The sequence below is a fragment of the Psychrobacillus sp. FSL H8-0487 genome, assembly GCF_038008385.1.
Taxonomy (GTDB): Bacteria; Bacillota; Bacilli; order Bacillales_A; family Planococcaceae; genus Psychrobacillus; species Psychrobacillus psychrotolerans.
In genome coordinates, this window is record NZ_JBBOZA010000001.1 from 1,591,220 (window position 1) to 1,617,487 (window position 26,268).

Sequence of the window (26,268 nt, forward strand, 5' to 3'; positions counted from 1 at the left end):
AGGAGCCGTGTACGTAAATAGTGCAAGCACGGCTCTTTGAGGGGGGAGGAACACAATCTAACGCAAGGTAGAGAGGTTCCCTTCTACTCGCCTAGTTTAATAAGAAGGTTTTTCTACGATTATGTTGAATAAGTTAATATATGTAAGTTATTGAACAAAAGGAGGACTTTATATGAGTATTACGATTCGTAAGATGCAGTCCGCAGATACAAAACAAGTTCAAAATATAGCGAATACAACTTGGAATGCTACATATGAGGGCATAATTCCATTAGAGGTACAAAATAACTTCTTAAATTCAGCTTACAATGATGAAGGTATGAAACAACGTTTAGAACGTTCTATTCTTTATGTTGCGGAAGTTAATGGTAAAGTTGTCGGTTTTGCAAACTATTCCCAAGTAAGAGATGGTGGGATTGTTGAATTAGCTGCTATCTATCTTAATCCAGAGTTTCAAGGGAAAGGAATAGGTACTGCTTTATTACAACAAGCAATTAATGAATTAAAAGGTACAAAAGAGATTTATATAAACGTTGCAAAAGAAAATAAGATTGGAATGACCTTTTATGAAGCGAAAAGGTTTGAAATTGTAAAAGAGTTTGATGATGAATTAGATGGGCATATTTTAAGAACAGTACGGATGGTTAAGAAAATATAATTATTAAGCGTAGCTTTACTTCAAGAAGGGGTAAAGCTTTTTCCTAATTGTACTAAAGTCGCAGGGTAGCTGAATAAAGAAGATTGAAAGGAAAGTAATTTACAAAAAAGGGATGGGAAGTAAGCTCGCTATTATACCAGTAAACATGGAGATGAAAGCTATACAAAAAATAAATCAATAATTTGGTGGATAGTGAATACCACAGTTTGGGGAATAGTGAGTATGATTCTTATTGTTTGGTGTTTTCATAATCACTTTGGATAACTGGTGGTTTCAAATGTACTTAAACAAACGTCCTGCATTACTTGAACAACGGTAAACTCCTTTCTTCTCAAGTAACTCTGCAGATAGTGAATAATTCGAGGGGGAATTGAGTTGAAAATTATTAAAATAATTCTTGCTTTAGTTGTAATGGCGGTTTCTACATACGGCTTATTTACAAGAGATTTTTCGTATGGTCCAATATCATCTTTATTGCTTGGAATTTTTATTGCAATTATAGGAATAGAGGAATTTAAAAATAAAGGTAAAAATAGTTGGGGAATGTTTTTTATACTAGTCTCTTTATTAGTTATTGTGGTGGCTCTATTTAGTTTCTAATAGAATTGAGAGAGAGATTCTCAGCTAATTCAGTGTTAAGTTCTAAACAATAACCATTTCTATTAAAGTTAGCGAAGGATTGTACTTAAAGTAAAGCCTTTTTGCTTATTGAACTAAAGTGGCAGTTTAGTTCAACAAGGAAACTTATAAAGAGATGAAGCTGACTGAAAATTATTCGAAATTAATATAAGGGAGCTATTCCAATGAAGGAAATATTGAAGTACATAGACAGCAATTTTCCAAACCTAACAAGTAAAATGCATCTAAGGTTTGAACTAGGTGAGCCATATGAAAATGGAACTAAAAAAAGAATAAACCAAGTTGTAACAAGAGTTACTACATTATTTGAAGAATTGTTCAAGAAAGATGATATTATTTATGTTTATATAAAAGATTGGGAAGTAACCGAGGACATCATGTTTGGAAATACTTCTCCAGAATACCTGTATGATTTACTCAGTAAACAAAATATAGAAGAGGAAACTTTGTTCGATATAGATGAGGATTATGATGAGTTAACTGGTAAAACCATAGAAATCAAGAATGAATACAAAGTGAAACTTCTATTCTCACAATTAAATTTTATTCCTTACAAGGAAATACTTGAAGGTATAGGAAATTATGAACAAGGAAGAGAACCTTCTATTGGACAATCTGTTTATTTTATAAGCACCCAGAAGGATATAATATTTCATATGTATGATGACCGAGGTTGTGATGTTTTCAGCATAAAAAAAGATAATCTTTTACCTTTATATCATAAGTATAGAAAATGGATCTTAGATTATAATCGTATTGAAATTGACCATTCCCTTGGTGTAGGGTTATTCAATTGCTATGAAACCTCTGAAGAAAAGGAAAAAAGACTTAAGGCAAACAAAATAAAAATAAAACAAACCCAAATAAACTTATCGCAGGTGAATACATGTCACATTACCCATGTACTTGCAATACCAAATGAATTTGCAAGAGAATGTATTAATGAGATAAGTGAAACAGGATTTAATATTGCCATTGAAGATAAAAAATTCGATTATTCTACAATTAAAGTAACTAAAACAGAAGCTTTGGCACTTGTTGATTATCAAACTGAGCTTATGTTTTTATATTCCCAAAAATATAAAGGTATTTATAAAGGATGGTCAGTAATAAAAGCTTTTTAATTAGAAGTGTTGGAGTATTAATTATTAATTCCCTTTATCATACAGGACGACGAGGACTAAACGCCTCTTTGTTGAACTTACTGAACTAATGGGTGCTTTACTTTAAGAAGGAGAAAGCCTTTTACTTGTTTAGTTGAAGAAGAAAGGAAAGGAGTCTTTTATGTACAATGTATTGTATTTATATCCAGTCTTGAAACAGAATAAGGAACGGTTTATAGAAATTAATAAAATGGCCTCTGTTATTTACAAGGAATATGGTGCGATTGAAGATGATACTTACCAAAGCACTTTTATTGATGCTATCTATGGTTGTAAAGGGATGGATTCATCGGTTGAACTACAGGAAAATGAAACTTTGATGTGCTCAGTTTCTACATTCAATAATAAACATCATCACGATGTTGTTATGAAAGAAGTTGACGCTGATCATAGAATTGAAAAATTATATAATGAGATGCTTAACGTTATTGATATGAGCCGAGTAGTTCGAGGTGAGTTTGAAAAGGTTTAATTAGAAAATAGATACTCCTCTTATTTCATTAAGTCGGGATTGTCGGCTATAACTATTTCTGTTGCCTTTTTAATTGTTTTTTTAATTTATAATTCTTCTTCGTCTGTGTTAACTGTAACTGATTTTACTGTCACTGAAAAAGGGTATTCTAACGATAACAATGAAGCATGGATAAAGGGATTTAACCCTAATGCCCCAGTAGGACATCAAGAAGAGACTAAAGTAATTGTTAGGGAACCAATGGTAATGAATTTAATTCAGAAAGATAAGACGTATTACGTAAGATACACGATAAAAAGAAATGGTTTAATCTTTCTTAGTGGTATTGAAACTATTGAGGATCCCAAATAAGCTTAGTTATTCAAATAACGGATCCTTTACTTACAGAAGGGGTAAAGGCTTTTTTCTTATTGAACTAAAGCATCAGTTTAGTTTAACAAGAGTTGAATTATTGAATACCAAAATAGATTTTATCGTCTAATTGAAAAGAGGTTAAAGTATTATGAAATTAAAAATTTTATATTTAACCTTAGCGGTATTTTCGATATGGATAATCATAGGTTGTTCAAATAAACAAGTTATAGAAAAAACAAATGATACGGATAATTTTGGAGTTGTTAGGGCAGTAGCATGGGAATTTATAAATGAAAAAGGTTGGTATGACAGGGCTAAAGAAGATTGGCAAAGTGCGAAAGTGAAAAAACGATTGCTGATAATAGCTATGAATTGTTGGATAAAACTTATGATGGAAAAGAGGTATTAACGGTTTCGTTCGAAGATAAAGATAATGTTGTATTCGGTACACCTTTAATCCTCGTTGACCCCAATACCAATGAAGTAATTGGCTATATACCAAGTGAATAAAATAAATTTTATTAAGCTAACGGGTCTTTACTTCAAGAAGAAGTAGAGCCTATTTTTTTACTGAACTAAAGAATCAGATTAGTTGAAGAAGGAATAACTAGAGGGAAGTAGAATATATTTAAAAGGTCTTTTCTCTTAAATTAAGTACGTGTTCATAATGATAAGTTATGATGATCAAAAGCTCTTTTTCCTTAACATTGGGGGAGGTGTGAAAGGAGTAGTTTATTTGAAATCTAATATTTCTCTCTAGATAATAAAGTATTAAAAATTGTAGACCCCGAAGTCTTCTTATTTAACCGATTTGGCGAAAGAAGAATTAAAGTCATAGGAACATTTTACTGAGGAATATGATACAAAATACTTATCAGGTTTTAACCAGAAAAGATTTAATAATAATCTATTAAAAAGAGAGGAGAATTCAAATAGATTCATCAAATTTCAGGATTAGCAGGCTATTTTTGTACTTTGTACTCGTGTCATTATTCCTCTTTGTATCGGGTAATATCGGACAATATTTGATAGAAAAACAAGATATGGATCGACAAATAGGCATGCTCTTACAAGGAGTAATCTTTACTGGGTTAACGCTTTTTATACTTTATATACTTAAAAGAAAAAACCCAGACGTTTTTAGTAACATTGGCTTGAAGGGTGTAAAATCATCATCTAAGTTGATAGTGGGAATTACTTTGCCTTTTACTTTAGTCCTATTAGGAATTTTAACGGCTTATATATTTGGTGGCATTGAAAATGTTAGATTTAATTTTACATCAAGTGTTATAATTGTCATTTTAATCAATGCACTGACAGCATTTATGTATGAGGCATTTCCAGAAGAAGTCTTTATACGTGGGTTAATATTTCAAGAGTTGAATAAGAAATTTCGCTTCATCATCTCATTAATTTTGCAACCGTTGATGTTCATTTGTATTCCGATTACTGTAATGGCATTGGAGTCAATATTCTTTAGTGATCCATTTGTAATAACGATAGATTATATTATATTGCTCCTCACTTTTGGAATTGCTCTACAGCTATATAGAAAGTATACAGGAACATTATGGATGAGTATTATTTTCCATATTGTTTATCTTGAAGTGGTTCGATATATTTCTATGGGTGGTATTTATAACCCTGATGTCGCTCTTATAGAGTTTGATGAGGCATTTGGAGGATTCATGACTCTATACTTGTCATTTTTGTTTATAGTGGTATTTAGTGTAGTGGTGTTGTCACTTTTATTACTAATTGAAAGCAGAAAAAATAAGTTATAAAACTTAACTTATTTTTTCTGTTTTTAGTCGTTTAACATTTGAAAAAACACTTATTCAACCAAACGGGTGCTCTAGTTGAGTATCTAATGCGGCAGTTTATGGTAATTTGTTTAATATTGGAACTTCTGGTTATTTTAAACGTATTAAAATAAAGTAACAGATTAGTTGAAGAGTGTTGTTTAACTTGTGTTCAACAATCGTGCCAGTTTGTAGAAAACATAACAGGAGGTAAATAAATGGATGCTTTGATGTTAGATGGATGGACTCCTATATTGCTTTGCGGAATTGTGTTTGCAATTGTGATGTTTATTACGTCCCGTAAAGTTTCAAGAAAATCTTTAATTTCCACTTCTACTGTATTAAGTCTAATTTGTATCGGGGTAATTATTTATAGCGTAATTGGAATTGGTGGTTGGGATGGTATGGGACTGGGTTTATTTATGATTACTATTTTAGCAGGAATATGGATAGGTACTGTTATTGGAGATATCTCAAGGAGTTCAAATTTATAAGAATGTCATCTCGTTTTTCACTTATTAATGTTTACTCTTTTATCTGCTACCGTTACTTCCAGAGCATGACTATTCTATACACCCGATTGCGGAAAAATGAATTTTATATTTATTAAAATATTAGGAGGAATCCATTATGTTAGACTTTAAAACTACTGATTTATGCGACGACTATTCAGATGAACTACAAATTAGCGATATCGCATTTAGTTCTTTCGGAAAAAAGACACGTTTTTCAGGAAAAATTGAAACTGTAAGTGTGTATGAGGATAAAGTGCTCCTCGTTGAAGCACTTGAAAGTGTACAGGAAGGCTCCGTAATTGTTGTGGACGGTGGTGGTTCTAATCGATGCGCACTTCTTGGCGATCATTTAGCGGGCATAGCGCAGTTAAGAAAGTTATCAGGCGTTATTATTAACGGTTATGTTAGAGATTCTGTTGATCTTGCTAAAATGAATGTTGGTATTCTTGCGTTAGGAACAAATCCCCTGAAAAGTAAAAAAGATGGAACAGGCGAGCGCAATGGCAAATTCCACTTTGGTGGAGTCAACTGGAATCCAGGAGAGTATGTTTATGTGGATGAGGACGGGGTTATTATTTCTAAACAGTCTCTTTTATAAAAAATAGAGTATTTACTAACGCTGCATAGAATTTTAAAAATGCCCTTTTCCATTTGGATAGACATATGGGGAGACAGGAACAAGGGTTTACCCATAAATATCAAATTAATTCCCAAATATTACTCTTATCTTTTGTATAGTAACCTTTTTTACTTTTGATATTTAGACATAAAAAAACTCCCGTAAATGTTAGATTTTGTGTCTAACATTTACGGGGCAGTTCAATATGGTTGGCTTTTTCGTTCACTTTAGTTGCGGAAGTCGATAATAATGTTAGATCTGATTGGACGGAACAAAAGAGCACTTTTTAATGATGGAAGCATATACGCTTGCCAACTGTTCTTTATTTTGCACTAGTTTTTGTACGTACTGGTTTAAAGATAGACAGTAGGAAAATCAATAAACCTGCAATACCAATTCCTAAAATAGTGTTGAAAGATTCCCCTGTGTAGAAGCCGCTACCAAAGTAGAAGATTTCACGTAAACCTTCAGAAGCAAACCGAATTGGTACCCAAGGACGAATGAAGTTTACAAAGAAACTTGGAAGCATTTCTTGTGGCGTCATTAGAACACCCATACCTAATAGCATAACGACCATAAATAACGTAATAGCAGGTTTGCCAATCCATGCAGTTATAGCTGATACCAATAAGTAGAAACAGAATGCTGCAAAAGATACAAATAAAGCGACTAAAAAGTAGCTTGGCATATTAATACCAGCAATCTGTGCTAGTGTTGCAACAGTAAAGCCTGAGAACAGGGCGATAATTACACCGAATAATACTTGTCCACTCATTAGACGTAATGTTTGTTTACGTGTTAGCATTTCTTTTTTAAAGATGCTAGATGTAGCTAGGAAGACAATGAAGCCACCGATTAATGCTCCAACCCAAGCAGGCACGGCCAATAATGTCGGTGCACTCCCATTCGCTGTGGCAGTAGTGATTGCATTGAATACTTTTTCTTCAGATACGACGGGGTGGATAAGCACAGATGCTTGGTTAGCATCTATTTGTTGATCGCCCAATTGTCCTATAAGGTTTGTTGAATATTGATCGCTAATTTGGGTAACTAATCCATTTAAAGCAGTTTTCGCAAAGTTTGCACCTGTCATGTTAAAACCTTGATTAATATATATTTTGAGAGTTGCTGATGTGTTACTTGTCATGGCATTTTGTACGGCATCGTTATACCCTTCAGGAATAACTAGAGCTGCATAATACTCTTTTTGAGCAAACAACTCTTCAATATCTGCTTCTTTTTCACTTGAAAAAGCTAACATCGGTTCCTCACCGTCGATACCTTTACTCATTTGTTCGATTGCTTCTTTTACAGCATCCACATGACTGCCTTCATCACTCGTTATAAGCGCAATTGGTAGATTTTTAACTTTTGGATCTCCTTGAGCAAATAAGTTCAAAGAGAATAGAGCAATTATTAATATTACAGCGAAAGGAGCAACCCATGCTAATTTTTCTTTAAATAATCTCAACTGGAATTCATCCTTTCTCAATTTACAACATGTTGTTTAGTGGTACTTGTATATCTTACAATTTACGCGTATATTAAAGCAATAAACAAAAGTTAACAGTGTGTTCATTTTTGGGAGGAGTAGATTTTTTGAGTATTTATACAGAAAAAAATCGCAAAACAAAGAAACTTATCCAAACGTCATTTATGCAGATTATAGAGAATAAGTCATTTGAAGCAATTACGGTAGGTGACATTACAAAAGTTGCGCAAATAAATCGCGGGACATTTTATTTACACTATAAAGATAAATTTGATTTACTTGATCAAATTGAGCAACAGTTATTTGAGGATTTAGGCAATCATATTGATGAATTGCAAAAATATTATTCATCTATGCAAAAATTTGAAAAGAATCAAGAACAATTAGCTGCTACCTTATTTAACTCGATTAAAATGCATGCGCCAATGTTAAAAATATTTTTAAGTGATCGTGGTAGAGCTGGTTTTCATCTTCGATTTAGAGATGCCTTTTCAGAAAAAGTGCGTGTTAATTTAGAGAAAAATGAAAGTTTCCATGCAAACTTAAAGGTGCCAATGGAATACTATTTATCCTTTATCACATCAGCATTTTTAGGATTAATTGAACAGTGGATTCAAAATGGTTTAGATAAGACCCCTGACGAAATGACAGCGTTATATATCGAGATTATATCTATTATTCAAAAGAACCAATCAGGTTTATAAGCTCGGAATATATAATGGTGATGAAAAAGCATCTGATACATCCTGCTCAAATATTTGAGTGGGTTTTTTTGTCTTGTGATGAAATATATTAATAAATTTGGCGGATTTCTATATCTCTAATTCTGCTTAATTGGTGAAAGTTTATATAAAGTTTATATAGCTTGTATATGATGAGAAATGTAAATAAATAAGGAGGTTATTATATGTTTTTGGCATTAAAAGAACTAAAACATGGTAAGTTACGTTTTACAATGATTGGGCTTATCATAATATTAATCGCATGGCTTGTATTTATTCTTTCGGGTTTAGGAAATGGATTATCTACACTAAGCGCTGCGACGATTAAAAACTGGGAAGCAGAGCATGTTGTTTATGAAAATGGGGCGGGTGCGACATTTTCAAAATCATTATTATCTCAATCGCTGCAAAGTAAAATTGAAGCGCAGCCAGGGGTAGAAGAAGTTACACCATTTTCTCAGTCAGTCATAGCAATCTTACCAATTGATGGTGTTGCTGAAGGGGAGGACAAAGTAGATGCTGCTTTATTAGGTATTGAAGCAGGCTCATTCTTACACCCAGAAGTAATAGAAGGTAAAGCCGTTGATCCGAAGATTAAAAATGGTGTGGTTGCTAATATCACGTTAAAAAATACAAATGGCTATGAAATTGGTGATTCTGTAGCAATTGATGGTTCTGAACTAAATGCAGAAATTATTGGTTTTGTGAAAAACGAGACATTCAATCACTTGCCTTCACTATTTGCAAATATGGATTTTGTACGGGAGTATAAATATTCTGCACCCGGATCAAATAATGGAGTAGAAGATGCTATCAATGCATTCGCCATATTAGGTAAAGACGTGGATGCAGCACAAATTGAAAAAGAAGTCGATGGCGTGGAAGTAGTTACCAAATCCGCTGCTATCAATGGTATGCCAGGTTATACTGCGGAAAATGGTACAATAATGATGATGCTTGTGTTCTTAATTGTCATTTCAGCTTTCGTAATTGCAGTTTTCTTCTATGTTCTAACAATCCAAAAAACACAACAATTTGGTGTGATGAAAGCAATTGGTGCTTCAAATGGATTTATAGCTAAAGCAATCGTATCTCAAGTATTCGTGTTGTCATTTTTTAGTATTTTAATAGGTATTGGCCTTACATATCTAACTGCGATGGTATTCCCAAAAGAAATGCCATTTAATTTAGATCCTGTATTAGTTATTATTTATGGAATAGTACTATTAGTGATATCTGTTGCTAGCTCGTTGTTTTCAGTTCGTCGAATTTCAAAAATAGATCCATTAACCGCGTTAGGGAGGGTTGAATAATGACTTTAAGCATGAAAAATGTCTCAAAGGTATATAAAGAAGGCGAATCACAAATAGTAGCTTTAGATCAAGTTTCAATGGAGGTTGCTTCTGGAGAGTTTGTGGCCATTATTGGCCCATCAGGTTCTGGAAAGTCAACATTTCTATCGATTGCTGGGGCATTATTAAAACCTTCACAAGGTGAAGTCAAAATTGATAATAAAGATATTGCAACACTAAAAGATAAAGAGCTTTCCAATTTACGATTACATGAAATAGGATTTATATTACAAACGTCTAATTTAATGCCTTACTTAAATGTTTTAGACAATTTACTTCTATTAAAAAAGATGTCGGGTAAAGTAACAAAACAAGATGAAGCCTTTGCAAAAGAATTATTAATAGAGCTTGGTTTGAGTAGTAAATTCGAAAAATTCCCTAATGAGCTTTCTGGTGGTGAACGACAACGTGTAGCAATCGCGCGTTCATTTATGAATGATTCATCTCTTATTTTAGCGGATGAACCTACAGCATCATTGGATACAAACCGTGCAAATGAGGTCGTGTCCCTTATTTCAAAAGAGGTTAAAGCACGTGGTAAGGCAGCTATTATGGTAACCCATGATGAAAGAATGTTGGCATATTGCGACCGCGTTTACCGCATGGAAGATGGTAAATTAACGTTACAATAATATAATTAATAACTTACATGAAACCAAATTCACTAGAAAGCGGAGGCGTTACTATGCACATTTTATTAGTAGATGATGATTTAGATACATTACAACTAGTAACTATACATTTGGAACGTGAAGGGTATAAAGTGCATAATGCTGACAATGCGGAAGCAGCACTAACTTTACTTGAAACTTACAAAGTGGATTTGGCGATTGTAGATGTAATGATGCCGGGTATGAATGGTTTTGAGTTAACAGAAATTTTGACGGAAGATTATGATATCCCGGTGATTTTATTAACAGCTAAAGGTCAATTAGCAGATAAAGAACAAGGATTTACTGCTGGATCAGAAGATTACATAGTAAAGCCATTTGAACCTAGCGAATTATTATTTAGGGTTGCAGTTGTTTTGCGTCGTTATGAAAGATCTTTAGAAAACTTCATAGAAATTGGGAATATGAAAATTGATCGAAAAAACTATGAAGTAATTATAAAAAAAGAAACCGTTTTGTTGCCTTTGAAGGAATTTGAACTACTCACTTTGTTAGCATCACGAAGTGGAAAAATCGTGCAACGAATTTTTCTAATTGAGCATACATGGGGAATTGATATGGAGGGTAATGACTATACGCTGAATACACATATTAATCGATTAAGGGAACGATTAATACGTTACGAGGCAAATGTTGAAATTATAACCGTTCGTGGAATTGGTTATAAATTAGAGCTGTTGAAATGAAAACACTTTATCGACAATTTATTAGCGCGACTGTATTAATTTTGTTTTGCAGTATTATCGTCGGATTTGCCCTTGCGAATATTATTTACTTTTCAGTCTCAAAAAACAATATTGATTCACAGAATGTAGAGTTTGCTCAAGAGGTTGCGAATGGAATTGAAAATATGCATGATTCGAAGGATTCTATGCATGCCTATTTATCATTAATCGGTAATTCAGGATATCAAATCTATCTAATATCTAGTTCTGGAGAAAAATACCCCTTTGGTGAAGAATTTCAAAATCTAAAGATACCCCCTGAAACAGTTCAAACTATTATGGATGGTGAAATATATCATGGGATGAAATATGCACCGAGTTCGTTATTAATGATTGGACATTTTTCCAATAGCTTGGAAAATTCCGTTGGGGTACCTGTTGTTACACAGCAAAACCAATATGCATTATTTTTGAGACCCGATAACAAGTCCATTTTCTCGGATATCCATGTTGTATTAATGAGCTTTGTCGTTGCAATCGCTATCATTAGCTTACTCGGTGTGGCTGTTATGACACGAAACCTAATACGACCGATTTCATCCTTAACGGAAGCTACTAAGGCGGTAAAAAACGAAAATTTCAATTACCGATTAAATATTTCACGAAACGATGAGATTGGCCAATTGGCGGAAAATTTTAATTTGATGCAGCAGCAGCTTGCTCATAATGATGAATTACGCAAGGGATTTGTAAATGACGTTTCTCATGATTTTCAATCACCATTAATGAATATTCAAGGTTACTCTGATCTACTTCAAACTGATGAACTAAAGAAAGAAGACAGGTTACAGTATGCAGCCATTATTCAGCGAGAATCTAAGCGATTATCGAACTTAACAAAACAGTTACTTATCTTAACCTCTTTAGATCAGGCTTCTTATTCCTTACAAAGGAATAGTGTCCGATTAGATGAACAGTTAAAAGAGATTATAAGGAAGTCGCAATGGCGAATCAATGAACGTGAATTAGAATTATCCTATAAATTAGAACCTGTAGCTATTCAAGGGGATGCAGAATTACTCATGAGTGTGTGGGATAATTTATTGAGTAATGCTATTAAGTATTCTGAATTAGGAAGTATCATCTCTATTACTTGTCGAGAAGTACATGGTGAAATTCAAATTATTTTCAAAGATACAGGAATAGGGATTAGTAATGAACAATTAGCGCAAATATTTGTCCGCTTTTATCGAGTAGATACAGCTAGAAAAAAAGATGGTACTGGACTAGGACTATCAATAGTCAAGAAAGTTGTGGAGTTACATGGTGGACAAGTAAATGTCACTAGTAAAGTCGGAAAAGGAAGTACATTTGTAATTAAATTACCAATTAGAAGGAGTTAACATAATGGAAAAGAAATGGTCAATTCGATTAATTCGTTTTGCTGCTATATTTGGAATAATCGGTACGTTTTTAGGGTCTAAAATGAGTGGAAGTATGGATTATTCATTGCGTCCCATACATGCACATATATTATTAGTAGGATGGTTATCCGTATTTGCATGGGGAATATTTTATAGAGTGTATACTGTAAAATACAAAAAACTTGTACCTATACACGCTATTACAGGAATGTTAGGTGCACTTGGTCTAACGTTTGGTATGTGGATGTATAATTTAAACCCATTTAACTTAAATGAAACATTTGTGATGATTTTGTTCATTGTAGGCGGAACTTTATTGTTATTGGCATTTGCATTATTTGTAGTTATTACCTTCTTAACAGAGGATACGAAACAAATTAAGTAAAAGACATTGTGAAGAAATACATTAAAGTAACAGGTGTTTAGTAAAGAAAGACAGAAAAGAGTTTGGAAGTTTTGAACTGCCCCCTGTCAAATAGACAGTGGAAATAAATAAAAGACACTAGGCGGCTTTAGCTCTGTATTCTAAGGGACTAAGGCCGTTTAATCTTTTTTGTAATCTTTCCGTATTATAAAATTGAATATACTCATCAATAGCTTTCTTCAACTCTTCAAACGTACTGTACTTGTTTAAATGATACTTCTCACATTTCAGTGTTCCCCAAAATCCTTCCATTGGTCCATTATCAATGCACCGTCCTACTCTTGACATACTCTGTACTATTTCTGCTTTCTCTATTTTCCTTTTAAATGTAGAGGAAGTATATTGATATCCTCGGTCACTGTGAAGCAGTGGAGTTGCTCCTGCGCTAACTTCCAAAGCTAAATCAAGGGTTTTAAACACCAATGAATTATTATTGGAAGTACCTAGTACATAGCTCACAATAGATCCATCATATAAATCCAAAATCGCACTCAAATAAGCTTTCTGTGAGACTCCGTATTTCATTTCGGTCACATCAGTCAGCCATTTTTCATTTGGCTTCTCGGAGTTGAAATTCCTGTCCAACACGTTTTCAGCCACGTGCCGTGGTGTACTTGATTTATACTTCTTGCGCTTACATCGAATAACCGCCTGGATTCCGACAATCTTCATCAGTCGGTAAACACGCTTATGGTTAATAGACTTCGATAAGGTACGTCTCAGATTCATCGTTATGCGGCGATAACCATATATACCATCCACCTTATTATGTAGAAGTAATATCTCCTTAAGAATTTCCTCATTCAACTTCTCACTTTTCGAAGGGACGCGATCAAGCCACTTATAGTAGCCAGAACGTTGAATTTTCGAGATCTCACATAAAAGAACAATGGAAAATTTCTCTTTCTCATGAAGTTCTTGAATGGCTATATATTTATCGGTCAATCGAACTTGGCTTAAGGACGTCTCTTTCAACGCCTCCTTTCTAGTTCCTCTAACTTTTTTAAAAATGCAACTTCTGCACGAAGACGCTCATTTTCCTTCTCTAACTTCTTCATATCACGTTGGTACTTCTCATCGGGAGTTAATTCTAGCTCTGCCTTAGTCCGGCCGCGCCTGTCTTTAAGTCCGTCTTCTCCTTCTTTCTCAAACTTCTTTACCCATTGATACACCTGTTGATAGGAAACGTTGAACTGTTCCGACGCCTGATGATAATTTTTTCCATTCTGAAAACAGTACATAACTATTTCCAAACGTTCTTCAAGTGCAGTAGACCGACCTTTAATCATAGAGTTATTCATCCTTTTCATCTCTTTTAAACCTCTATGATCATTATAAATCTTTATCCACCTTCGTAACACTGAGCCACTGGAAATTTTGTACTTGCGTACAATCTCGGTTTGAGAATAGTTCCCGGAAAGACAGTCAAGCACCGCAGCCAGTTTCACTTCTTTAGAATACCTTTTCCATCCATTAGGATTATTAAGCCCGTCCATTCCATATGTTTGGAACTGGTAAATCCATTCTTTAATTGTTTCGTCAGAAACATTGTATTGACGACAGAAGTCTATACTTGAAGTTTTTCTATTCTCATAAGATACAATTACCTCATACTTTTGTTGTGCAGTAAAAGCACTTTTACCCATAAAAAAACCCCCAATAAAGGAAACAGATTTTTTATTATTTCATCTGTCTACCTTATTGGGAGCATATCATTTCATTTTCCAAGCTCTTTTTTAATATGTGAACAATTATTATTAAATTTGGCTAAGTAAAAGGTAAGGGTTAATTGATTTTTAGTAAAAGCATTATGAATTTAACCTGCATCTAAAAGTTTGTAAAGAATGTACTTAACTAACGCGGCAGTTTCATTGAAGAAGAAGGTTATTTTGCTACTGTGTTGAATAAGTTAATATATGTAAAATATTGTGCAAAAGGGTTGCTTACTTCAAGTTTGGAGATGGATCAATGAAACCTATATTATTGATTATTGGATTATTACTCTGTTGCATGTATATCTTGAGCGGTTTTTACATTCGAATTAAAAGAAGGCCAGTTTCCGGAACTCCATTTATTGTCACAGGAATAATAGGGATTTTTGTTTTTTTGATATATTCTTTTTTCTTCACTTAAATTTCGATTATGCAGTTAGTCAAATAAGGATATGAGAATAGATTCTACTTAGACTAATGGGTGCTAAGTTAACAAGTGGCTGCCGGTATGGGTAACTTTTCTTATTGAACTAACACAGCAGGTTAGTTCATTATGAAATCGAAATTTTGTGGTATTATTTACTGCAAAAGAGGGAGAGGAATTAATGAACAATGGGAATATGAACATTAGAAAAGCTGTTTTATCAGACGTAAAAGGAATAGCAAAAGTACACGTTGCTTCTTGGAAAACTACGTATAAGAATATAGTTTCAGACCAATATTTTAATAATTTAACATACGAAAGTAGAGAACGGCTATGGGAAAACAATATTCCTAATGGCGGGGTATATGTAGCAGAGACCAATGGCGGGGAAATTGTTGGTTTTTCTACTGGTGGATTAGAAAGAAGCGGGAATTACCATGGGTTCGAAGGGGAGTTATATGCAATATACATTTTAAAAGAGTATCAGGGCAATGGTTTAGGAAAAGCACTTGTTAAACCAATAATTGAAGAAATTGCAGAATTGGGATTAAACTCTATGCTTGTTCTTGTCTTAAAAGATAATATTTCTCGTCTGTTTTATGAATCACTTGGTGGGAAAAAAATAGATGCTGTTGAAGTTGAGATTTCAGAGAAAAAACTTACCGAACTTGTGTATGGTTGGGAAGATATTAGAAATATATTTTAGTTTTCCTACTTCAACTATGGGTGCTTTACTTCAAGAAGGAGTAAAGCCTTTTTCTTATTGAACTAACGAAGTCTTAAATTAAGAAGGAATTTGAGATATAGTATATAAAAATCACTAAAAAGGTGGTAGTAAAATGATTTAACCACTGTATTTTAGTGTATCTGGTGAATATGAAAAAATTGATTATTGGGTTCCTTTGATGAACTATTTTTTATCACAATCAGATACGATAGAAATCCATTGTTGGAATGAAGAAGCAGTTGTTGTCGAGGAAACAAAATCAATGCTTAAAGGCTCATTCGAAACAATCACGGAAAATAACCTCACTATTTTCAAGGGAAATAAAGCACTAAATGTTGTAACCCATTTATTATCAAATAATGTAAATATCGAGGGGGAGATAAAATGGTTCTCTATTTTTTTGAGTAAAAACTCCACCACTATTTTTCATTCCGAACATTGGGGTATGGAGTTTTTTGCACCCAATGTTAATGTTAACGAAAAAGATATAGCCTTCATTAAATCGGTAATGCCTATCGAAACGAATTTTAATCAGTATAAATAGCGAGATTACTACTTCCTTCTTCAACAACGAGGTGCTTTAGTTTAGTTTAACAAGATAAAATATTAATAAGTGGGTGATTAAATGTTATTAACTCCTTTAGGTGCTATTAAATTGTTTGTTAATGATGAAGAAGTGGGATTTACTGTGATAAAATTAGATTTAGAATTGCATTGTCGAGATGTAAATGGTAGGTATTTAATTCAATATGAGTACAAAAGTGAAATGAAGGATCAAGAAATTAAATGTTGCATACCTTCAATAGATGTAAAGGGAGATGTTGAAAGTGGCGAAAGGCTTGAAGCAATATCTTTTTACAGAAATGATATAAAACTCACAATTGGGATAGTAGGAGAATTTGTAGACGGCACAAATTATATTGATTATGGTGGGGATTACTTGAGTAATGGAATTCAATATGTAACATATCCCACTACTTCAGATAGAAAATTTTATTTTGGTGTTTGTTGGATTCAACCATTGACAGAAGAAAATGATAATCAAACTTGGTTTGGAGCTGACCCAACTTTAATGGGGAATTTATAATTTGTGCAGAGTTACTCTTAAAGTAACGGGTGGTTTACTTCAAGAAGGAGTAAAGCCTTTTTCTTATTCAACTAAATCGGCAGTTTAGTTGAACAAGGGGAACTTTATTTTTTGAAATAATTCGAACTTCTATTACTTTTATACGTAATAAAGTAAAATAATAGATTAGTTCAATTGAAATAAAGGAGGGGATGAAAATGAGTATTTTTAAAAAGGTGAATTTAAAAGGCTTTTTATGGATTTTCATTATGGCTTTATTTGGAGTGTCTTTTATAACGCATACCCATAGTTATTTCAATACTAAAGAAATAAATTTACTCATTACTGGCTGTTATGAAAATGGTGGAGAAGTCAAATTAGAAATCCATAATAATCTCACAAGTAGTTATTCTTTTGAATGTAAGCCGAAATAGATTTAATTGTAAATATTCATTGTAAAGCAGGAACTTAATTTAATTGAGTTCCTCCATTTTCATCTTCAACTATCGGGTGCTTTACTTCAAGAAGGAGTATAGCTTTTTTTTCTTAAAATAAGTAGTTTAGTTCAATAAGAGAAACAAAAAGATTACTCTGTTCCTTTAGGGTCATGTTTTATCTTTTATTCTTCTCTTTAATTGGATTAAAGTTATTAGTACACCTAAATTTATTGCTATTAGAATAGGAAATCCGAAGTAAATAACATAGAGTATCCAGTTCAATGCATCCTTTTCAGAAAGTAATTCCATTTTATCACCTCAAGTAACCGTATGAAGAAAACTATACTATCATGCCATTACGACTGTAATATAAAAGAGAAGGTGCTTCGAGATATCACAACGACGCGTGTGCTGTGGTGGTAGCTCATCGCTCACCCCGCGAAACGCGTCCACCTGTAGCGTAAATCAGAAGTATCATTCATTCTTTAAAATTTTATAAATAATCCAATATTCATGCTGTGTTCTATATTATTGCTTATCTATTAAAAAAGGATCACCCAAGTAAGATACTTGAATAATCCTTCACACTAATCTATCGGATTTTTCTCATCATCTAAAGTGAAACCTTCTCCCATTACATCCTTTACTTCTGTTATAGACACAAATGCATGTGGATCGATAGAACTTATAACCGACTTCAATGCACTTATCTGGTTTTTCGCTACGACGCAATAGATTACTTCCCGACTACTTTTTGTGAAATGTCCATGTCCGTTCAATATTGTTACTCCGCGAGATAATTTATTCGTAATGAGATCAGCAATCTCATTTTGCTTGTCTGAAATGATAAATGCACCTCTAGCAGAATATGCGCCTTCTTGCACAAAATCTATAACTCTTGCGCCAACGTATACAGCAACAAGCGTATACATCATGGAACGCTCATTAAGGAAAGTCGCCCAGGATAACAAAATGACAAATGCATCGAAGATAAACATCGTTTTACCCATGCTCCATCCCTTGTATTTGAATACAAGTCGGGCGATAATATCGACCCCTCCGGTTGTACCACCATATTTGAAAATAATACCTAAACCTACACCTACAAAAACCCCAGCAAATAGTGAAACTAGAAACAAGTCACCTTCTAGCCCAAGATGGAATTCATAAATATCAAATAATTTTAAAAATACGGATACTGAAACAGTGCCAATCACTGTATAAGCAAACATTTTCCGCCCAAGCAACTTCCAACCTAAGAAGAACATTGGTATATTTAATAAAAGGTTCATCAATGCTACATCCCAGTTGAATGCAAAATATAAAACGAGAGTAATACCAGAAAATCCACCTTCACCAAGTTCATTTTGCATATTAAAGTGAACAAAGCCAAAACTATAAATGGCTGATCCCAATATAATCATTATAATATTTTTTAATTTAAGTCCAACTCCCATTGTTACACCTCGCTTATTAGTTCATACTTATGTTATTATCGATTATTTTGATGTTTTTGACAACTAGCTGCTTTTCTTATTAGGATATACACGAAGGAGAGATAGATTAAATGGTAGAGAAAAAAACTTTATCTGATTTACAACTAGAAGTAGATACATACATAAACCAGTTTAAAGAAGGTTATTTCCCACCAATGGAACTACTAGCAAGACTTACGGAAGAACTAGGGGAGCTCTCCCGTGAAGTTCAACATAAGTATGGGACAAAGAAAAAGAAATCTACAGAAGTGGAGAAAGAAATTGCGGATGAGATGGGAGATTTCTTTTTCGTACTATTATGTTTAGCAAATGCAGAAGGTATAGATCTGCAGCAATCATTAGAGCAAGTCTTAAACAAATATAATACAAGAGATAAAGATAGATGGACGATTAAGGAGGACTAATAATGGTTATTAAAGTAGCGGTAGCAGGCCCAAGAGGTAAAATGGGAAGAGAAGCAGTAGCAACTGTAATAAAAAACGAAAATTTTTTATTAGTGGCAGTTTTGGATAATAAGCAAGAGACAGAGTGCTTAGGGGATAACATTCCCATCTACACATCTTTAAACTTATTAATCGAACAAACAGAACCTGATGTATTAGTTGATCTGACTATTCCTTCAGCCGTTTTTGAGCATGCGATGACTGCACTTGACTATGGTGTGAGACCAGTTATTGGTACAACGGGCTTTACTGATTTACAATTAGATACATTAAGAAACAAAGTAGAAGAGGTACAAGTAGGATGTATTATTGCCCCAAACTTTTCTATAGGTGCGGTGCTTATGATGAAGTTTGCACAAACAGCAGCAAAATATTTGCCGAATGTGGAAATTATTGAGATGCATCATGATCAAAAAGTAGATGCTCCTTCTGGAACAGCAATTAAAACAGCTCAGATGATACAACAAACACGCACTTCTATGGAACAGGGACATCCGGGTGAAGAAGAGATAATTCCAGGTGCAAGAGGAGCAAAAATGGATGGCATGCATATACATAGTGTCCGATTACCTGGTTTAGTTGCACATCAACAGGTGCTTTTAGGTGGAGAGGGGCAATTGCTAACACTACGTCATGATTCTTTTGACCGCGCATCCTTTATGTCTGGAATTGTATTGTCTATCAATGAGATCATGGAGCGTGATGTTCTGATTTATGGTTTAGAAGATATTATTTTATAGGAGGGAAACAATGAGAATTGCATTAGTTGCACATGACCAGAAAAAAGAAGATTTGATACAGTTCGTAACAGCATATAAGTCAATATTAATAGAGCACGAATTATTTGCTACCGGAACAACCGGAACACGAATTATAGATGAAGTTGGTTTAAATATATTTAGATATAAATCTGGACCACTAGGTGGAGACCAGCAAATAGGATCAGCGATTGCAAATAACGAAATGGATATGGTTATATTTTTCCGAGATCCACTTACCGCTCAACCGCATGAGCCAGATGTAACGGCGCTTATTCGACTTTGCGATGTATATCAGATCCCACTTGCAACAAATATGGGAACAGCTGAAATCCTTTTAAAAGGTATAGAACAAGGTTTTTTAGATTGGCGTTTACTAGAAGAGAGACGTTCACGTTAAGGAAGTGATTAAGTGCGTAAATTGAAAATAGGAATTACTTGCTATCCATCTGTTGGGGGATCAGGAGTAATTGCAACAGAATTAGGAAAGATGCTTGCAGCAAAAGGGCATGAAATACATTTCATCACATCTGGGATCCCTTTCCGACTAAATAAAATATCTCCAAAGATCACATTTCATCAAGTGGAAGTGAATAGCTACTCTGTTTTTCAATATGCTCCATACGATATTGCTTTAGCCAATAAAATGGCAGAGGTAATTGTAGATGAGCAATTAGATGTATTGCATGTACATTATGCTATTCCTCATGCGGTGTGTGCAATACTGGCAAAGGATATGGCAAACTCAGATATCGGCATTGTTACTACTTTACATGGAACTGATATAACCGTTTTAGGATATGATTCATCGTTAAAAGGAGCAATAAAGTATGGGATAGAAAAATCAGATGTCGTAACGGCAGTGTCTCATTCCCTTGGCCAAGAAACAATGGATTTAATATCTCCCAATAAGGATATTGAGACGATATATAATTTTATTGATGAGCAAGAATATACTAAAAAGGATGCAGGTAATCTAAAGGAATTATTAGGTATAAAACCACATGAAAAAGTAGTAATTCATGTTTCTAACTTTAGAAAAGTAAAGCATGTTCCGGATATAGTACAGAGCTTTAAGCTTATCCATGAAGAGGTTCCTTCTAAATTACTATTAGTAGGAGATGGACCCGAAAAACATCCTATTATGGAATCTATTAAAGGTACATCTATCGAAAATGATGTTCTCTTTTTAGGTAAACAGGAAAATCTATCAGAACTATATTCCATAGCAGATCTTATGCTATTGCTTTCTGAAAAAGAGTCTTTTGGTTTAGTGCTATTAGAAGCAATGGCTTGTGGAGTGCCTTGTATAGGAACGAATGTAGGTGGCATTCCTGAAGTAATTACGAATGGCGATAATGGATTTATCGTGGAACTAGGGGATTGGAAAAAGGTAGCAGAACATGGTGTGGAAGTTTTACAAAACCCCTCATTACATAAACAGATTGTCGATAGGTCTTTAGAGGTTATACGGGATCGATTTAGTTCTAAAAGTATTGTAGAGCAGTATGAAGAAATGTATGAAAGAGTGGCGAGAAAATAGCTTGATGAAAAATCGGTGGCCGGCAGCTTATAAAATAATAGAAGAACTAGAACAGGCAGGCTTTGAGGCGTTTGTAGTAGGAGGGGCTGTCCGAGACTTTGTACGTAATGCTCCTGCAAATGATGTAGATATCACTACAAATGCTACTCCCTTGGAGGTCAAACAGATATTTACTCATACTATTGATGTTGGAATCGAACATGGGACTGTTTTAGTTGTAGTAGATGAGCCTATTGAAGTAACTACGTATCGCTCGGAATCTACCTACTCTGATTTTAGACGACCAGATGGTGTAACATTTGTACGTAATTTACAAGAGGATCTTCAACGAAGAGACTTTACGATAAATGCAATGGCCTTAACTAAAGAAGATGAGCTTGTCGATTATTTTGGAGGCAAAAAAGCTATCGAGGAAGAAATAATTCAAGCGGTTGGAAATCCTCAGTTAAGATTTTCAGAGGATGCATTACGTATGTTAAGAGCAGTACGTTTCTCAGCGCAGCTGAATTTTACACTTGAGCAAGAGACCTTTCAAGCAATTCGTTCCTTACATGCACTTATTGAGCATGTCTCCATTGAAAGAGTGAAAGTGGAGCTAGAAAAGATATGGCTAAGTGACTTTCCTTTCAAAGGGATGAAACTTTTTGTAGAAAGTGGATTATCTCAGAATTTCCCTGGCGACTGGGAAAGGCATCTACAAAGTTGGGACAACTTCTCGAGTTTTAATGTTAAAGCTAATGGATGGGCCTTCTTTGCTCTATTGCAGTCGAACGAAAATATTAACATTCTGTTAAATCATTATAAATGCTCAAATGATGAGAAAAGACATGTAAAAAATGTGTTGGAAGCAGTTTATAGTTTGGAAAAAGGTGCTTGGACGCTTGATGAATTATTCCTTTTTAGGGAGGAAGTTCTGACAGTAGCTTACCACTTTGGAAACTCCATTTTTTCAAATGAAATAGCTCATCCACTTGCGAAATTTTTACTACAGAAACGCACACTTCCCATTACTTCTAAAAAAGATATTGTTGTGAATGGAAATGACCTGATTGAATGGACAAACAAAAAAAGAGGCCCATGGATAAAAGAAGTATTAGACATATTAACGGGTATGATTGTAAATGGCAAAATAAATAATGACAGACACGAAATAAAGGAATGGTTTTCTCATGAATATCTCCATTAAAGAAAAAATTCTTTCAACGCTTATCAATGCTAAAGGGGAACCGGTCTCTGGCCAGAAGTTAGCAGATGAACTACATATTTCACGAACCATGATCTGGAAGCATTTGAAAAGTATCGAAGAAGATGGCTATGTAATTGAAGCTATCAAAAAGAAGGGGTATATACTCCAGTCTATACCGGATTTAGTTACGCCAGAGCAAATTCTTCCTAAACTTAACACGAAACAATTAGGAAGAAATATTGATTATTATACATCTTGTACATCCACTCAAATTATTGCGGCTGACAAAGCACGTCAGGGTGCCTCTCATGGAACGGTTATTATTTCGGAGGAACAAACTGCTGGAAAAGGAAGGTTAGAACGCAGCTGGGATTCTACTGCAAATAAAGGCATATGGATGAGTGTTATTATTCGTCCAAATATAAGTCCCGAGTTTGCTGCTCAGTTTACACTGGTTTCAGCTGTAGCTATCAATCAAGCTATTCAAGAGGTAACTAATCTTACACCTCAGATTAAGTGGCCAAATGATATATTGATAAACGGAAAAAAAGTCACCGGTATTTTGACGGAATTACAGGCAGATATGGATATAGTCCATTCAATTATTATAGGAATTGGTGTCAATGTAAATCAGGAACTAAGTGCATTTGACGAATCCATCCAAAACATTGCCACTTCATTGAAAATGGAAAATGGAGAAGAGGTGGATCGTTCCTTATTGGTAGCTAAAATACTTTACTATCTAGAAAAATATGGCGATCTATATGTAGAAAAAGGCTTTGAACCTATTAAAATACTATGGGAAAGCCATAACTGCACGATTGGAAAACGTATACGTGCCACTATGTTACGAGAAACACTTGAAGGTGTAGCTTTAGGTATTACGAAAGATGGAGTTTTAGAGCTGAGATTAGATAGTGGTGAAATTCGTGGTATTTATTCGGCAGATATTCATTTGCTAGGAAGAAGTTAGTTTGGACGGATTTCATTTTTTTTGTTATTCTGTATGTGTTGGGCAGTATCCTTTTAGAACTGCACCTTTAGAAAAAGAGTTTTGTTAACTAAATAGTCTGCCTTGATCTATATGACAGGGACGGGAAAACCTATGAATACAATTTTTCTGCCCTTCTGTCCATTTCGGAATAGAAGGGCTTTTATATGGTTTTCTCTTCACCACAAATGGAGGGATTTTGTATGAAAACAACGAGTAACTTTATTAGTATGAAAAAAAACGACGAGAAAATTACGATGATGACAGCTTATGATTTTCCGACCGCTAAATTTGCGGAAGAAGCAGGAATGGATATGATTCTTGTGGGTGATTCACTAGGTATGGTCGTTTTAGGCTATGACTCTACTGTTTTCGTAACGATGGACGATATGATTCATCATGGTAAAGCAGTTAGACGCGGGGCGAAGGATACTTTTGTAGTGGTCGATATGCCTTTTGGGACGTTTCACGGTTCATTGGATTCAGCATTAACTAATGCGGTTCAACTTATGCAGCAAACGGGTGCACAGGCTGTGAAACTCGAAGGTGCGGATGATGTATTGCCAGTCATTGAAAAATTGACGTTTGCCGGTATTCCAGTTATCGCTCATCTAGGTTTGTTGCCTCAATCTGCGGGTGTACTAGGTGGATATAAAGTACAAGGAAAAACTGCAGCAGCAGCAGAAAAGTTAATAGAAGACGCAAAACTATGTGAAAAAGCTGGCGCTTGTGCCGTCGTTTTAGAATGTATTCCACATCAACTGACTGACACTATTTCTAAGGCTCTAACGATTCCTACTATTGGTATTGGAGCAGGTGCACAAGCTGACGGGCAAGTGTTAGTTTTTCATGATATGGTAAAGTACGGTACACATCATATTCCTAAATTTGTGAAGGAATTTGCAAATGTTGGAGAACCAATTTTAGCTGGTATTAAACAATATGTAGAGGAAGTTAAAAATGGTACTTTCCCAACAGTAGAACATTCCTTTACGATGAAGGAAGAGCAACTTTCCGCACTATATGGAGGCAATCATGCAAACAATACAAACGATAAATGAGCTAAAACAAATAATCGAACTAAATAAAGACAAAACGATAGGTTTCGTTCCCACAATGGGCTATTTGCACGAAGGACATCTGGCCTTATTAACTAAGGCTAGAATCGATAATGACATAGTCGTGGCAAGTATTTTCGTGAATCCTGCTCAGTTTGGTCCAAATGAAGATTTAGACAGATATCCAAGAGATATTGAAAGTGATACACAACTAGCTACAGATGCTGGAGTAGATGTATTATTTGTTCCAAGTGCAAAGGAAATGTATCCTTTTGAAAGTGGTATCTCTATAGGGGTAGGAAATCTTTCCACTAAGCTATGTGGTGAAAGTAGACCAGGACATTTTGATGGTGTCCTAAAGGTAATTACTAAATTATTTAATCTTGTTCAGCCAACGAAGGCATACTTTGGACAAAAGGATGCACAACAACTAGCTATAATTGAGACATTTGTGAATGCGTATAATTTCCCAGTAGAAATAGTTCGGGTACAGACAGTGAGGGAGCTTGATGGACTTGCTAAGAGCTCGCGGAATGTATTTTTAAGCGAACAAGAACGATTAGAAGCAGTTCATTTGTATAAAGCTTTGCAATTAGCTACAGAAACATGGGAAAAAACAAATGACTTACCAGCAGCAATTGCAAAAGGGAAAGAGCATATTGAGAGCAACACCTCTGGTAAGATTGATTATTTAGAAGCATTATCTTATCCAACGTTACAGTCAGTTACAGATGATACGAAGGAAGTACTGTTTGCGACAGCCGTATTTTTTGAGAAGGCACGTTTGATAGATAATATTTTAAAAGAAAAAAAGGATGTGTAATATATGTTGCGAATGATGTTAAATGGGAAGATCCACCGAGCAGTAGTAACAGAAGCTGATTTAAATTATGTAGGAAGTATTACAATAGATCAGAATATACTAGATGCTGTAGGTATGTTACCTAACGAAAAAGTGCATATAGTAAATAATAATAACGGTGCACGTTTTGAGACATATATTATCTCAGGTGAACGAGGTAGTGGTGTTATTTGTGTAAATGGAGCAGCTGCACGGCTAGTTCAACGTGGGGATGTAGTAATCATACTATCGTATGCATATGTGATGAATGAAGAAGCACAATCACATAAGCCAACAGTGGCGATTATGAATGAAGATAATTCTATCAAACAAATCATCCATTACGAACCCGAAGCAACAGTTATGTAATTGAATACAAAATACGCCTGCCATTCAAATCAGTGACACTGACTTGAATGGCAGGTTATTTATATCTAATCGGCTACTTCTTCTTTTTAAAATTGTTCGACAAATTATGTATAGATTATCGATGTAATAGTTTTAATACTTGTTTAGAAACTTCTTGCATGTGTGGCAAAGAAATTTTGGTGTAGCATGTTGGATTGAAATGTTAATCGCACAACCTATAGCGCGTTATGCTATGAAATCACTCC

Annotated in this window: 31 protein-coding genes; 28 read left to right on the forward strand and 3 right to left on the reverse strand. The window is 34.4% G+C overall.

Features of this window, described 5'->3' with window-relative positions; translation table 11 throughout:
- Positions 1–172 precede the first annotated feature (172 nt).
- The 9 genes from MHI47_RS07870 (at position 173) to rraA (ending at position 6,201) form a co-directional block, all read left to right on the forward strand.
- Positions 173–658 (forward strand): GNAT family N-acetyltransferase, encoded by a 486-nt coding sequence (locus MHI47_RS07870; RefSeq protein ID WP_340830346.1) that lies wholly within the window; start codon positions 173–175, stop codon positions 656–658.
- A gap of 375 nt (positions 659–1,033) precedes the next feature.
- Positions 1,034–1,258 (forward strand): DUF3953 domain-containing protein, encoded by a 225-nt coding sequence (locus tag MHI47_RS07875; protein ID WP_340830347.1) that lies wholly within the window; start codon positions 1,034–1,036, stop codon positions 1,256–1,258.
- A 203-nt stretch (positions 1,259–1,461) separates the two neighbouring features.
- Positions 1,462–2,421, forward strand: a complete 960-nt coding sequence (locus tag MHI47_RS07880) for a DUF3885 domain-containing protein (RefSeq protein WP_340830348.1) — start codon at positions 1,462–1,464, stop codon at positions 2,419–2,421.
- Between the two features lie 160 nt (positions 2,422–2,581).
- Complete coding sequence (locus MHI47_RS07885; RefSeq protein ID WP_340830349.1) at positions 2,582–2,932, forward strand: DUF1428 family protein; 351 nt, start codon at positions 2,582–2,584, stop codon at positions 2,930–2,932.
- Between the two features lie 39 nt (positions 2,933–2,971).
- Positions 2,972–3,283 carry a hypothetical protein gene (locus MHI47_RS07890; protein ID WP_340830350.1) on the forward strand — a complete coding sequence of 104 codons (312 nt, stop codon included), beginning with the start codon at positions 2,972–2,974 and terminating at the stop codon, positions 3,281–3,283.
- Between the two features lie 151 nt (positions 3,284–3,434).
- Entirely contained in the window at positions 3,435–3,695 is a 261-nt protein-coding gene (locus MHI47_RS07895) for a hypothetical protein (protein ID WP_340830351.1), read from the forward strand.
- A 559-nt stretch (positions 3,696–4,254) separates the two neighbouring features.
- Positions 4,255–5,070: a CPBP family intramembrane glutamic endopeptidase gene (locus MHI47_RS07900; RefSeq protein WP_340830352.1), complete on the forward strand. Its 816-nt coding sequence runs from the start codon at positions 4,255–4,257 to the stop codon at positions 5,068–5,070.
- 236 nt (positions 5,071–5,306) lie between these two features.
- On the forward strand, positions 5,307–5,582 hold the full coding sequence (locus tag MHI47_RS07905; RefSeq protein WP_340830354.1) for a YesK family protein: 276 nt from the start codon (positions 5,307–5,309) through the stop codon (positions 5,580–5,582).
- A 136-nt stretch (positions 5,583–5,718) separates the two neighbouring features.
- Positions 5,719–6,201 carry a ribonuclease E activity regulator RraA gene (gene rraA / locus MHI47_RS07910; RefSeq protein ID WP_340830355.1) on the forward strand — a complete coding sequence of 161 codons (483 nt, stop codon included), beginning with the start codon at positions 5,719–5,721 and terminating at the stop codon, positions 6,199–6,201.
- A 343-nt stretch (positions 6,202–6,544) separates the two neighbouring features.
- On the opposite strand, the gene MHI47_RS07915 is transcribed toward rraA, so the two are convergent.
- On the reverse strand, positions 6,545–7,693 hold the full coding sequence (locus MHI47_RS07915; protein ID WP_340830357.1) for a YhgE/Pip domain-containing protein: 1,149 nt from the start codon (positions 7,691–7,693) through the stop codon (positions 6,545–6,547).
- Positions 7,694–7,821: 128 nt separating this feature from the next.
- On the opposite strand from MHI47_RS07915, the gene MHI47_RS07920 reads away from it, so the two are divergent.
- From MHI47_RS07920 to MHI47_RS07945, 6 genes are all read left to right on the forward strand, one after another.
- Positions 7,822–8,418 (forward strand): TetR/AcrR family transcriptional regulator, encoded by a 597-nt coding sequence (locus MHI47_RS07920; RefSeq protein WP_340830359.1) that lies wholly within the window; start codon positions 7,822–7,824, stop codon positions 8,416–8,418.
- Positions 8,419–8,621: 203 nt separating this feature from the next.
- Positions 8,622–9,749, forward strand: a complete 1,128-nt coding sequence (locus MHI47_RS07925; RefSeq protein ID WP_340830360.1) for an ABC transporter permease — start codon at positions 8,622–8,624, stop codon at positions 9,747–9,749.
- On the forward strand, positions 9,749–10,420 hold the full coding sequence (locus MHI47_RS07930; protein ID WP_340830362.1) for an ABC transporter ATP-binding protein: 672 nt from the start codon (positions 9,749–9,751) through the stop codon (positions 10,418–10,420). Before MHI47_RS07925 ends, MHI47_RS07930 begins: the two co-directional genes overlap by 1 nt.
- Positions 10,421–10,473: 53 nt before the next feature.
- Positions 10,474–11,145, forward strand: a complete 672-nt coding sequence (locus MHI47_RS07935) for a response regulator transcription factor (protein WP_340830364.1) — start codon at positions 10,474–10,476, stop codon at positions 11,143–11,145.
- Positions 11,142–12,527 carry a sensor histidine kinase gene (locus tag MHI47_RS07940; protein ID WP_340830366.1) on the forward strand — a complete coding sequence of 462 codons (1,386 nt, stop codon included), beginning with the start codon at positions 11,142–11,144 and terminating at the stop codon, positions 12,525–12,527. The genes MHI47_RS07935 and MHI47_RS07940 overlap by 4 nt, the downstream gene beginning before the upstream one ends.
- Before the next feature lie 4 nt (positions 12,528–12,531).
- Positions 12,532–12,933 (forward strand): hypothetical protein, encoded by a 402-nt coding sequence (locus MHI47_RS07945; RefSeq protein WP_340762105.1) that lies wholly within the window; start codon positions 12,532–12,534, stop codon positions 12,931–12,933.
- Positions 12,934–13,050: 117 nt separating this feature from the next.
- Here the strand turns inward: MHI47_RS07945 and MHI47_RS07950 are convergent.
- Positions 13,051–14,618, reverse strand: a protein-coding gene (locus MHI47_RS07950; RefSeq protein WP_340829369.1) for an IS3 family transposase whose coding sequence is annotated in 2 segments (ribosomal slippage) — positions 13,051–13,979 and positions 13,979–14,618 — 1,569 coding nt in all. Because the reading frame shifts where the segments join, the coding sequence is not laid out codon by codon here.
- A gap of 671 nt (positions 14,619–15,289) precedes the next feature.
- Here MHI47_RS07950 and MHI47_RS07955 point away from each other — a divergent pair.
- The 4 genes from MHI47_RS07955 (at position 15,290) to MHI47_RS07970 (ending at position 17,335) form a co-directional block, all read left to right on the forward strand.
- Positions 15,290–15,814 carry a GNAT family N-acetyltransferase gene (locus MHI47_RS07955; RefSeq protein WP_340832016.1) on the forward strand — a complete coding sequence of 175 codons (525 nt, stop codon included), beginning with the start codon at positions 15,290–15,292 and terminating at the stop codon, positions 15,812–15,814.
- Between the two features lie 199 nt (positions 15,815–16,013).
- On the forward strand, positions 16,014–16,379 hold the full coding sequence (locus MHI47_RS07960) for a hypothetical protein (protein ID WP_340830368.1): 366 nt from the start codon (positions 16,014–16,016) through the stop codon (positions 16,377–16,379).
- A gap of 81 nt (positions 16,380–16,460) precedes the next feature.
- Positions 16,461–16,922, forward strand: coding sequence for a hypothetical protein (locus MHI47_RS07965; RefSeq protein WP_340830369.1), 462 nt, complete (start codon positions 16,461–16,463; stop codon positions 16,920–16,922).
- A gap of 197 nt (positions 16,923–17,119) precedes the next feature.
- On the forward strand, positions 17,120–17,335 hold the full coding sequence (locus tag MHI47_RS07970; protein WP_340762111.1) for a hypothetical protein: 216 nt from the start codon (positions 17,120–17,122) through the stop codon (positions 17,333–17,335).
- 590 nt (positions 17,336–17,925) lie between these two features.
- Here MHI47_RS07970 and MHI47_RS07975 read toward each other — a convergent pair.
- Positions 17,926–18,795 (reverse strand): YitT family protein, encoded by an 870-nt coding sequence (locus MHI47_RS07975; protein WP_093534659.1) that lies wholly within the window; start codon positions 18,793–18,795, stop codon positions 17,926–17,928.
- Between the two features lie 110 nt (positions 18,796–18,905).
- Between MHI47_RS07975 and MHI47_RS07980 the strand changes: the two genes are divergently transcribed.
- The 9 genes from MHI47_RS07980 (at position 18,906) to panD (ending at position 26,023) form a co-directional block, all read left to right on the forward strand.
- Complete coding sequence (locus MHI47_RS07980; protein WP_093534657.1) at positions 18,906–19,238, forward strand: nucleotide pyrophosphohydrolase; 333 nt, start codon at positions 18,906–18,908, stop codon at positions 19,236–19,238.
- Between the two features lie 2 nt (positions 19,239–19,240).
- Positions 19,241–20,017: a 4-hydroxy-tetrahydrodipicolinate reductase gene (gene dapB / locus MHI47_RS07985; protein ID WP_340830371.1), complete on the forward strand. Its 777-nt coding sequence runs from the start codon at positions 19,241–19,243 to the stop codon at positions 20,015–20,017.
- 10 nt (positions 20,018–20,027) lie between these two features.
- Positions 20,028–20,435 (forward strand): methylglyoxal synthase, encoded by a 408-nt coding sequence (gene mgsA / locus MHI47_RS07990; RefSeq protein ID WP_093534653.1) that lies wholly within the window; start codon positions 20,028–20,030, stop codon positions 20,433–20,435.
- A gap of 12 nt (positions 20,436–20,447) precedes the next feature.
- Positions 20,448–21,578, forward strand: a complete 1,131-nt coding sequence (gene bshA / locus MHI47_RS07995) for an N-acetyl-alpha-D-glucosaminyl L-malate synthase BshA (RefSeq protein WP_340830372.1) — start codon at positions 20,448–20,450, stop codon at positions 21,576–21,578.
- A complete protein-coding gene (locus MHI47_RS08000) occupies positions 21,556–22,764 on the forward strand; it encodes a CCA tRNA nucleotidyltransferase (protein ID WP_340830374.1) in 1,209 nt (402 codons plus the stop codon). The genes bshA and MHI47_RS08000 overlap by 23 nt, the downstream gene beginning before the upstream one ends.
- A complete protein-coding gene (locus tag MHI47_RS08005; RefSeq protein ID WP_093534647.1) occupies positions 22,748–23,737 on the forward strand; it encodes a biotin--[acetyl-CoA-carboxylase] ligase in 990 nt (329 codons plus the stop codon). The genes MHI47_RS08000 and MHI47_RS08005 overlap by 17 nt, the downstream gene beginning before the upstream one ends.
- A 221-nt stretch (positions 23,738–23,958) precedes the next feature.
- Positions 23,959–24,816 carry a 3-methyl-2-oxobutanoate hydroxymethyltransferase gene (gene panB, locus MHI47_RS08010; protein WP_093534645.1) on the forward strand — a complete coding sequence of 286 codons (858 nt, stop codon included), beginning with the start codon at positions 23,959–23,961 and terminating at the stop codon, positions 24,814–24,816.
- Positions 24,791–25,636, forward strand: coding sequence for a pantoate--beta-alanine ligase (gene panC / locus MHI47_RS08015; protein WP_093534643.1), 846 nt, complete (start codon positions 24,791–24,793; stop codon positions 25,634–25,636). The genes panB and panC overlap by 26 nt, the downstream gene beginning before the upstream one ends.
- A 3-nt stretch (positions 25,637–25,639) precedes the next feature.
- Positions 25,640–26,023 (forward strand): aspartate 1-decarboxylase, encoded by a 384-nt coding sequence (gene panD, locus MHI47_RS08020; protein ID WP_093534641.1) that lies wholly within the window; start codon positions 25,640–25,642, stop codon positions 26,021–26,023.
- The last annotated feature ends 245 nt before the right edge of the window (positions 26,024–26,268 follow it).

Bases quoted from the DNA above. Each gene is read 5' to 3' on its own strand.
- MHI47_RS07870 (WP_340830346.1), top strand. From the start codon at position 173: ATGAGTATTACGATTCGTAAGATGCAGTCCGCAGATACAAAACAAGTT.
- MHI47_RS07880 (WP_340830348.1), top strand. From the start codon at position 1,462: ATGAAGGAAATATTGAAGTACATAGACAGCAATTTTCCAAACCTAACA.
- MHI47_RS07885 (WP_340830349.1), top strand. From the start codon at position 2,582: ATGTACAATGTATTGTATTTATATCCAGTCTTGAAACAGAATAAGGAA.
- MHI47_RS07895 (WP_340830351.1), top strand. From the start codon at position 3,435: ATGAAATTAAAAATTTTATATTTAACCTTAGCGGTATTTTCGATATGG.
- MHI47_RS07905 (WP_340830354.1), top strand. From the start codon at position 5,307: ATGGATGCTTTGATGTTAGATGGATGGACTCCTATATTGCTTTGCGGA.
- rraA (WP_340830355.1), top strand. From the start codon at position 5,719: ATGTTAGACTTTAAAACTACTGATTTATGCGACGACTATTCAGATGAA.
- MHI47_RS07925 (WP_340830360.1), top strand. From the start codon at position 8,622: ATGTTTTTGGCATTAAAAGAACTAAAACATGGTAAGTTACGTTTTACA.
- MHI47_RS07930 (WP_340830362.1), top strand. From the start codon at position 9,749: ATGACTTTAAGCATGAAAAATGTCTCAAAGGTATATAAAGAAGGCGAA.
- MHI47_RS07935 (WP_340830364.1), top strand. From the start codon at position 10,474: ATGCACATTTTATTAGTAGATGATGATTTAGATACATTACAACTAGTA.
- MHI47_RS07940 (WP_340830366.1), top strand. From the start codon at position 11,142: ATGAAAACACTTTATCGACAATTTATTAGCGCGACTGTATTAATTTTG.
- MHI47_RS07945 (WP_340762105.1), top strand. From the start codon at position 12,532: ATGGAAAAGAAATGGTCAATTCGATTAATTCGTTTTGCTGCTATATTT.
- MHI47_RS07955 (WP_340832016.1), top strand. From the start codon at position 15,290: ATGAACAATGGGAATATGAACATTAGAAAAGCTGTTTTATCAGACGTA.
- MHI47_RS07960 (WP_340830368.1), top strand. From the start codon at position 16,014: ATGAACTATTTTTTATCACAATCAGATACGATAGAAATCCATTGTTGG.
- MHI47_RS07965 (WP_340830369.1), top strand. From the start codon at position 16,461: ATGTTATTAACTCCTTTAGGTGCTATTAAATTGTTTGTTAATGATGAA.
- MHI47_RS07970 (WP_340762111.1), top strand. From the start codon at position 17,120: ATGAGTATTTTTAAAAAGGTGAATTTAAAAGGCTTTTTATGGATTTTC.
- MHI47_RS07975 (WP_093534659.1), bottom strand. From the start codon at position 18,795: ATGGGAGTTGGACTTAAATTAAAAAATATTATAATGATTATATTGGGA.
- MHI47_RS07980 (WP_093534657.1), top strand. From the start codon at position 18,906: ATGGTAGAGAAAAAAACTTTATCTGATTTACAACTAGAAGTAGATACA.
- dapB (WP_340830371.1), top strand. From the start codon at position 19,241: ATGGTTATTAAAGTAGCGGTAGCAGGCCCAAGAGGTAAAATGGGAAGA.
- mgsA (WP_093534653.1), top strand. From the start codon at position 20,028: ATGAGAATTGCATTAGTTGCACATGACCAGAAAAAAGAAGATTTGATA.
- MHI47_RS08000 (WP_340830374.1), top strand. From the start codon at position 21,556: ATGAAAGAGTGGCGAGAAAATAGCTTGATGAAAAATCGGTGGCCGGCA.
- MHI47_RS08005 (WP_093534647.1), top strand. From the start codon at position 22,748: ATGAATATCTCCATTAAAGAAAAAATTCTTTCAACGCTTATCAATGCT.
- panB (WP_093534645.1), top strand. From the start codon at position 23,959: ATGAAAACAACGAGTAACTTTATTAGTATGAAAAAAAACGACGAGAAA.
- panC (WP_093534643.1), top strand. From the start codon at position 24,791: ATGCAAACAATACAAACGATAAATGAGCTAAAACAAATAATCGAACTA.
- panD (WP_093534641.1), top strand. From the start codon at position 25,640: ATGTTGCGAATGATGTTAAATGGGAAGATCCACCGAGCAGTAGTAACA.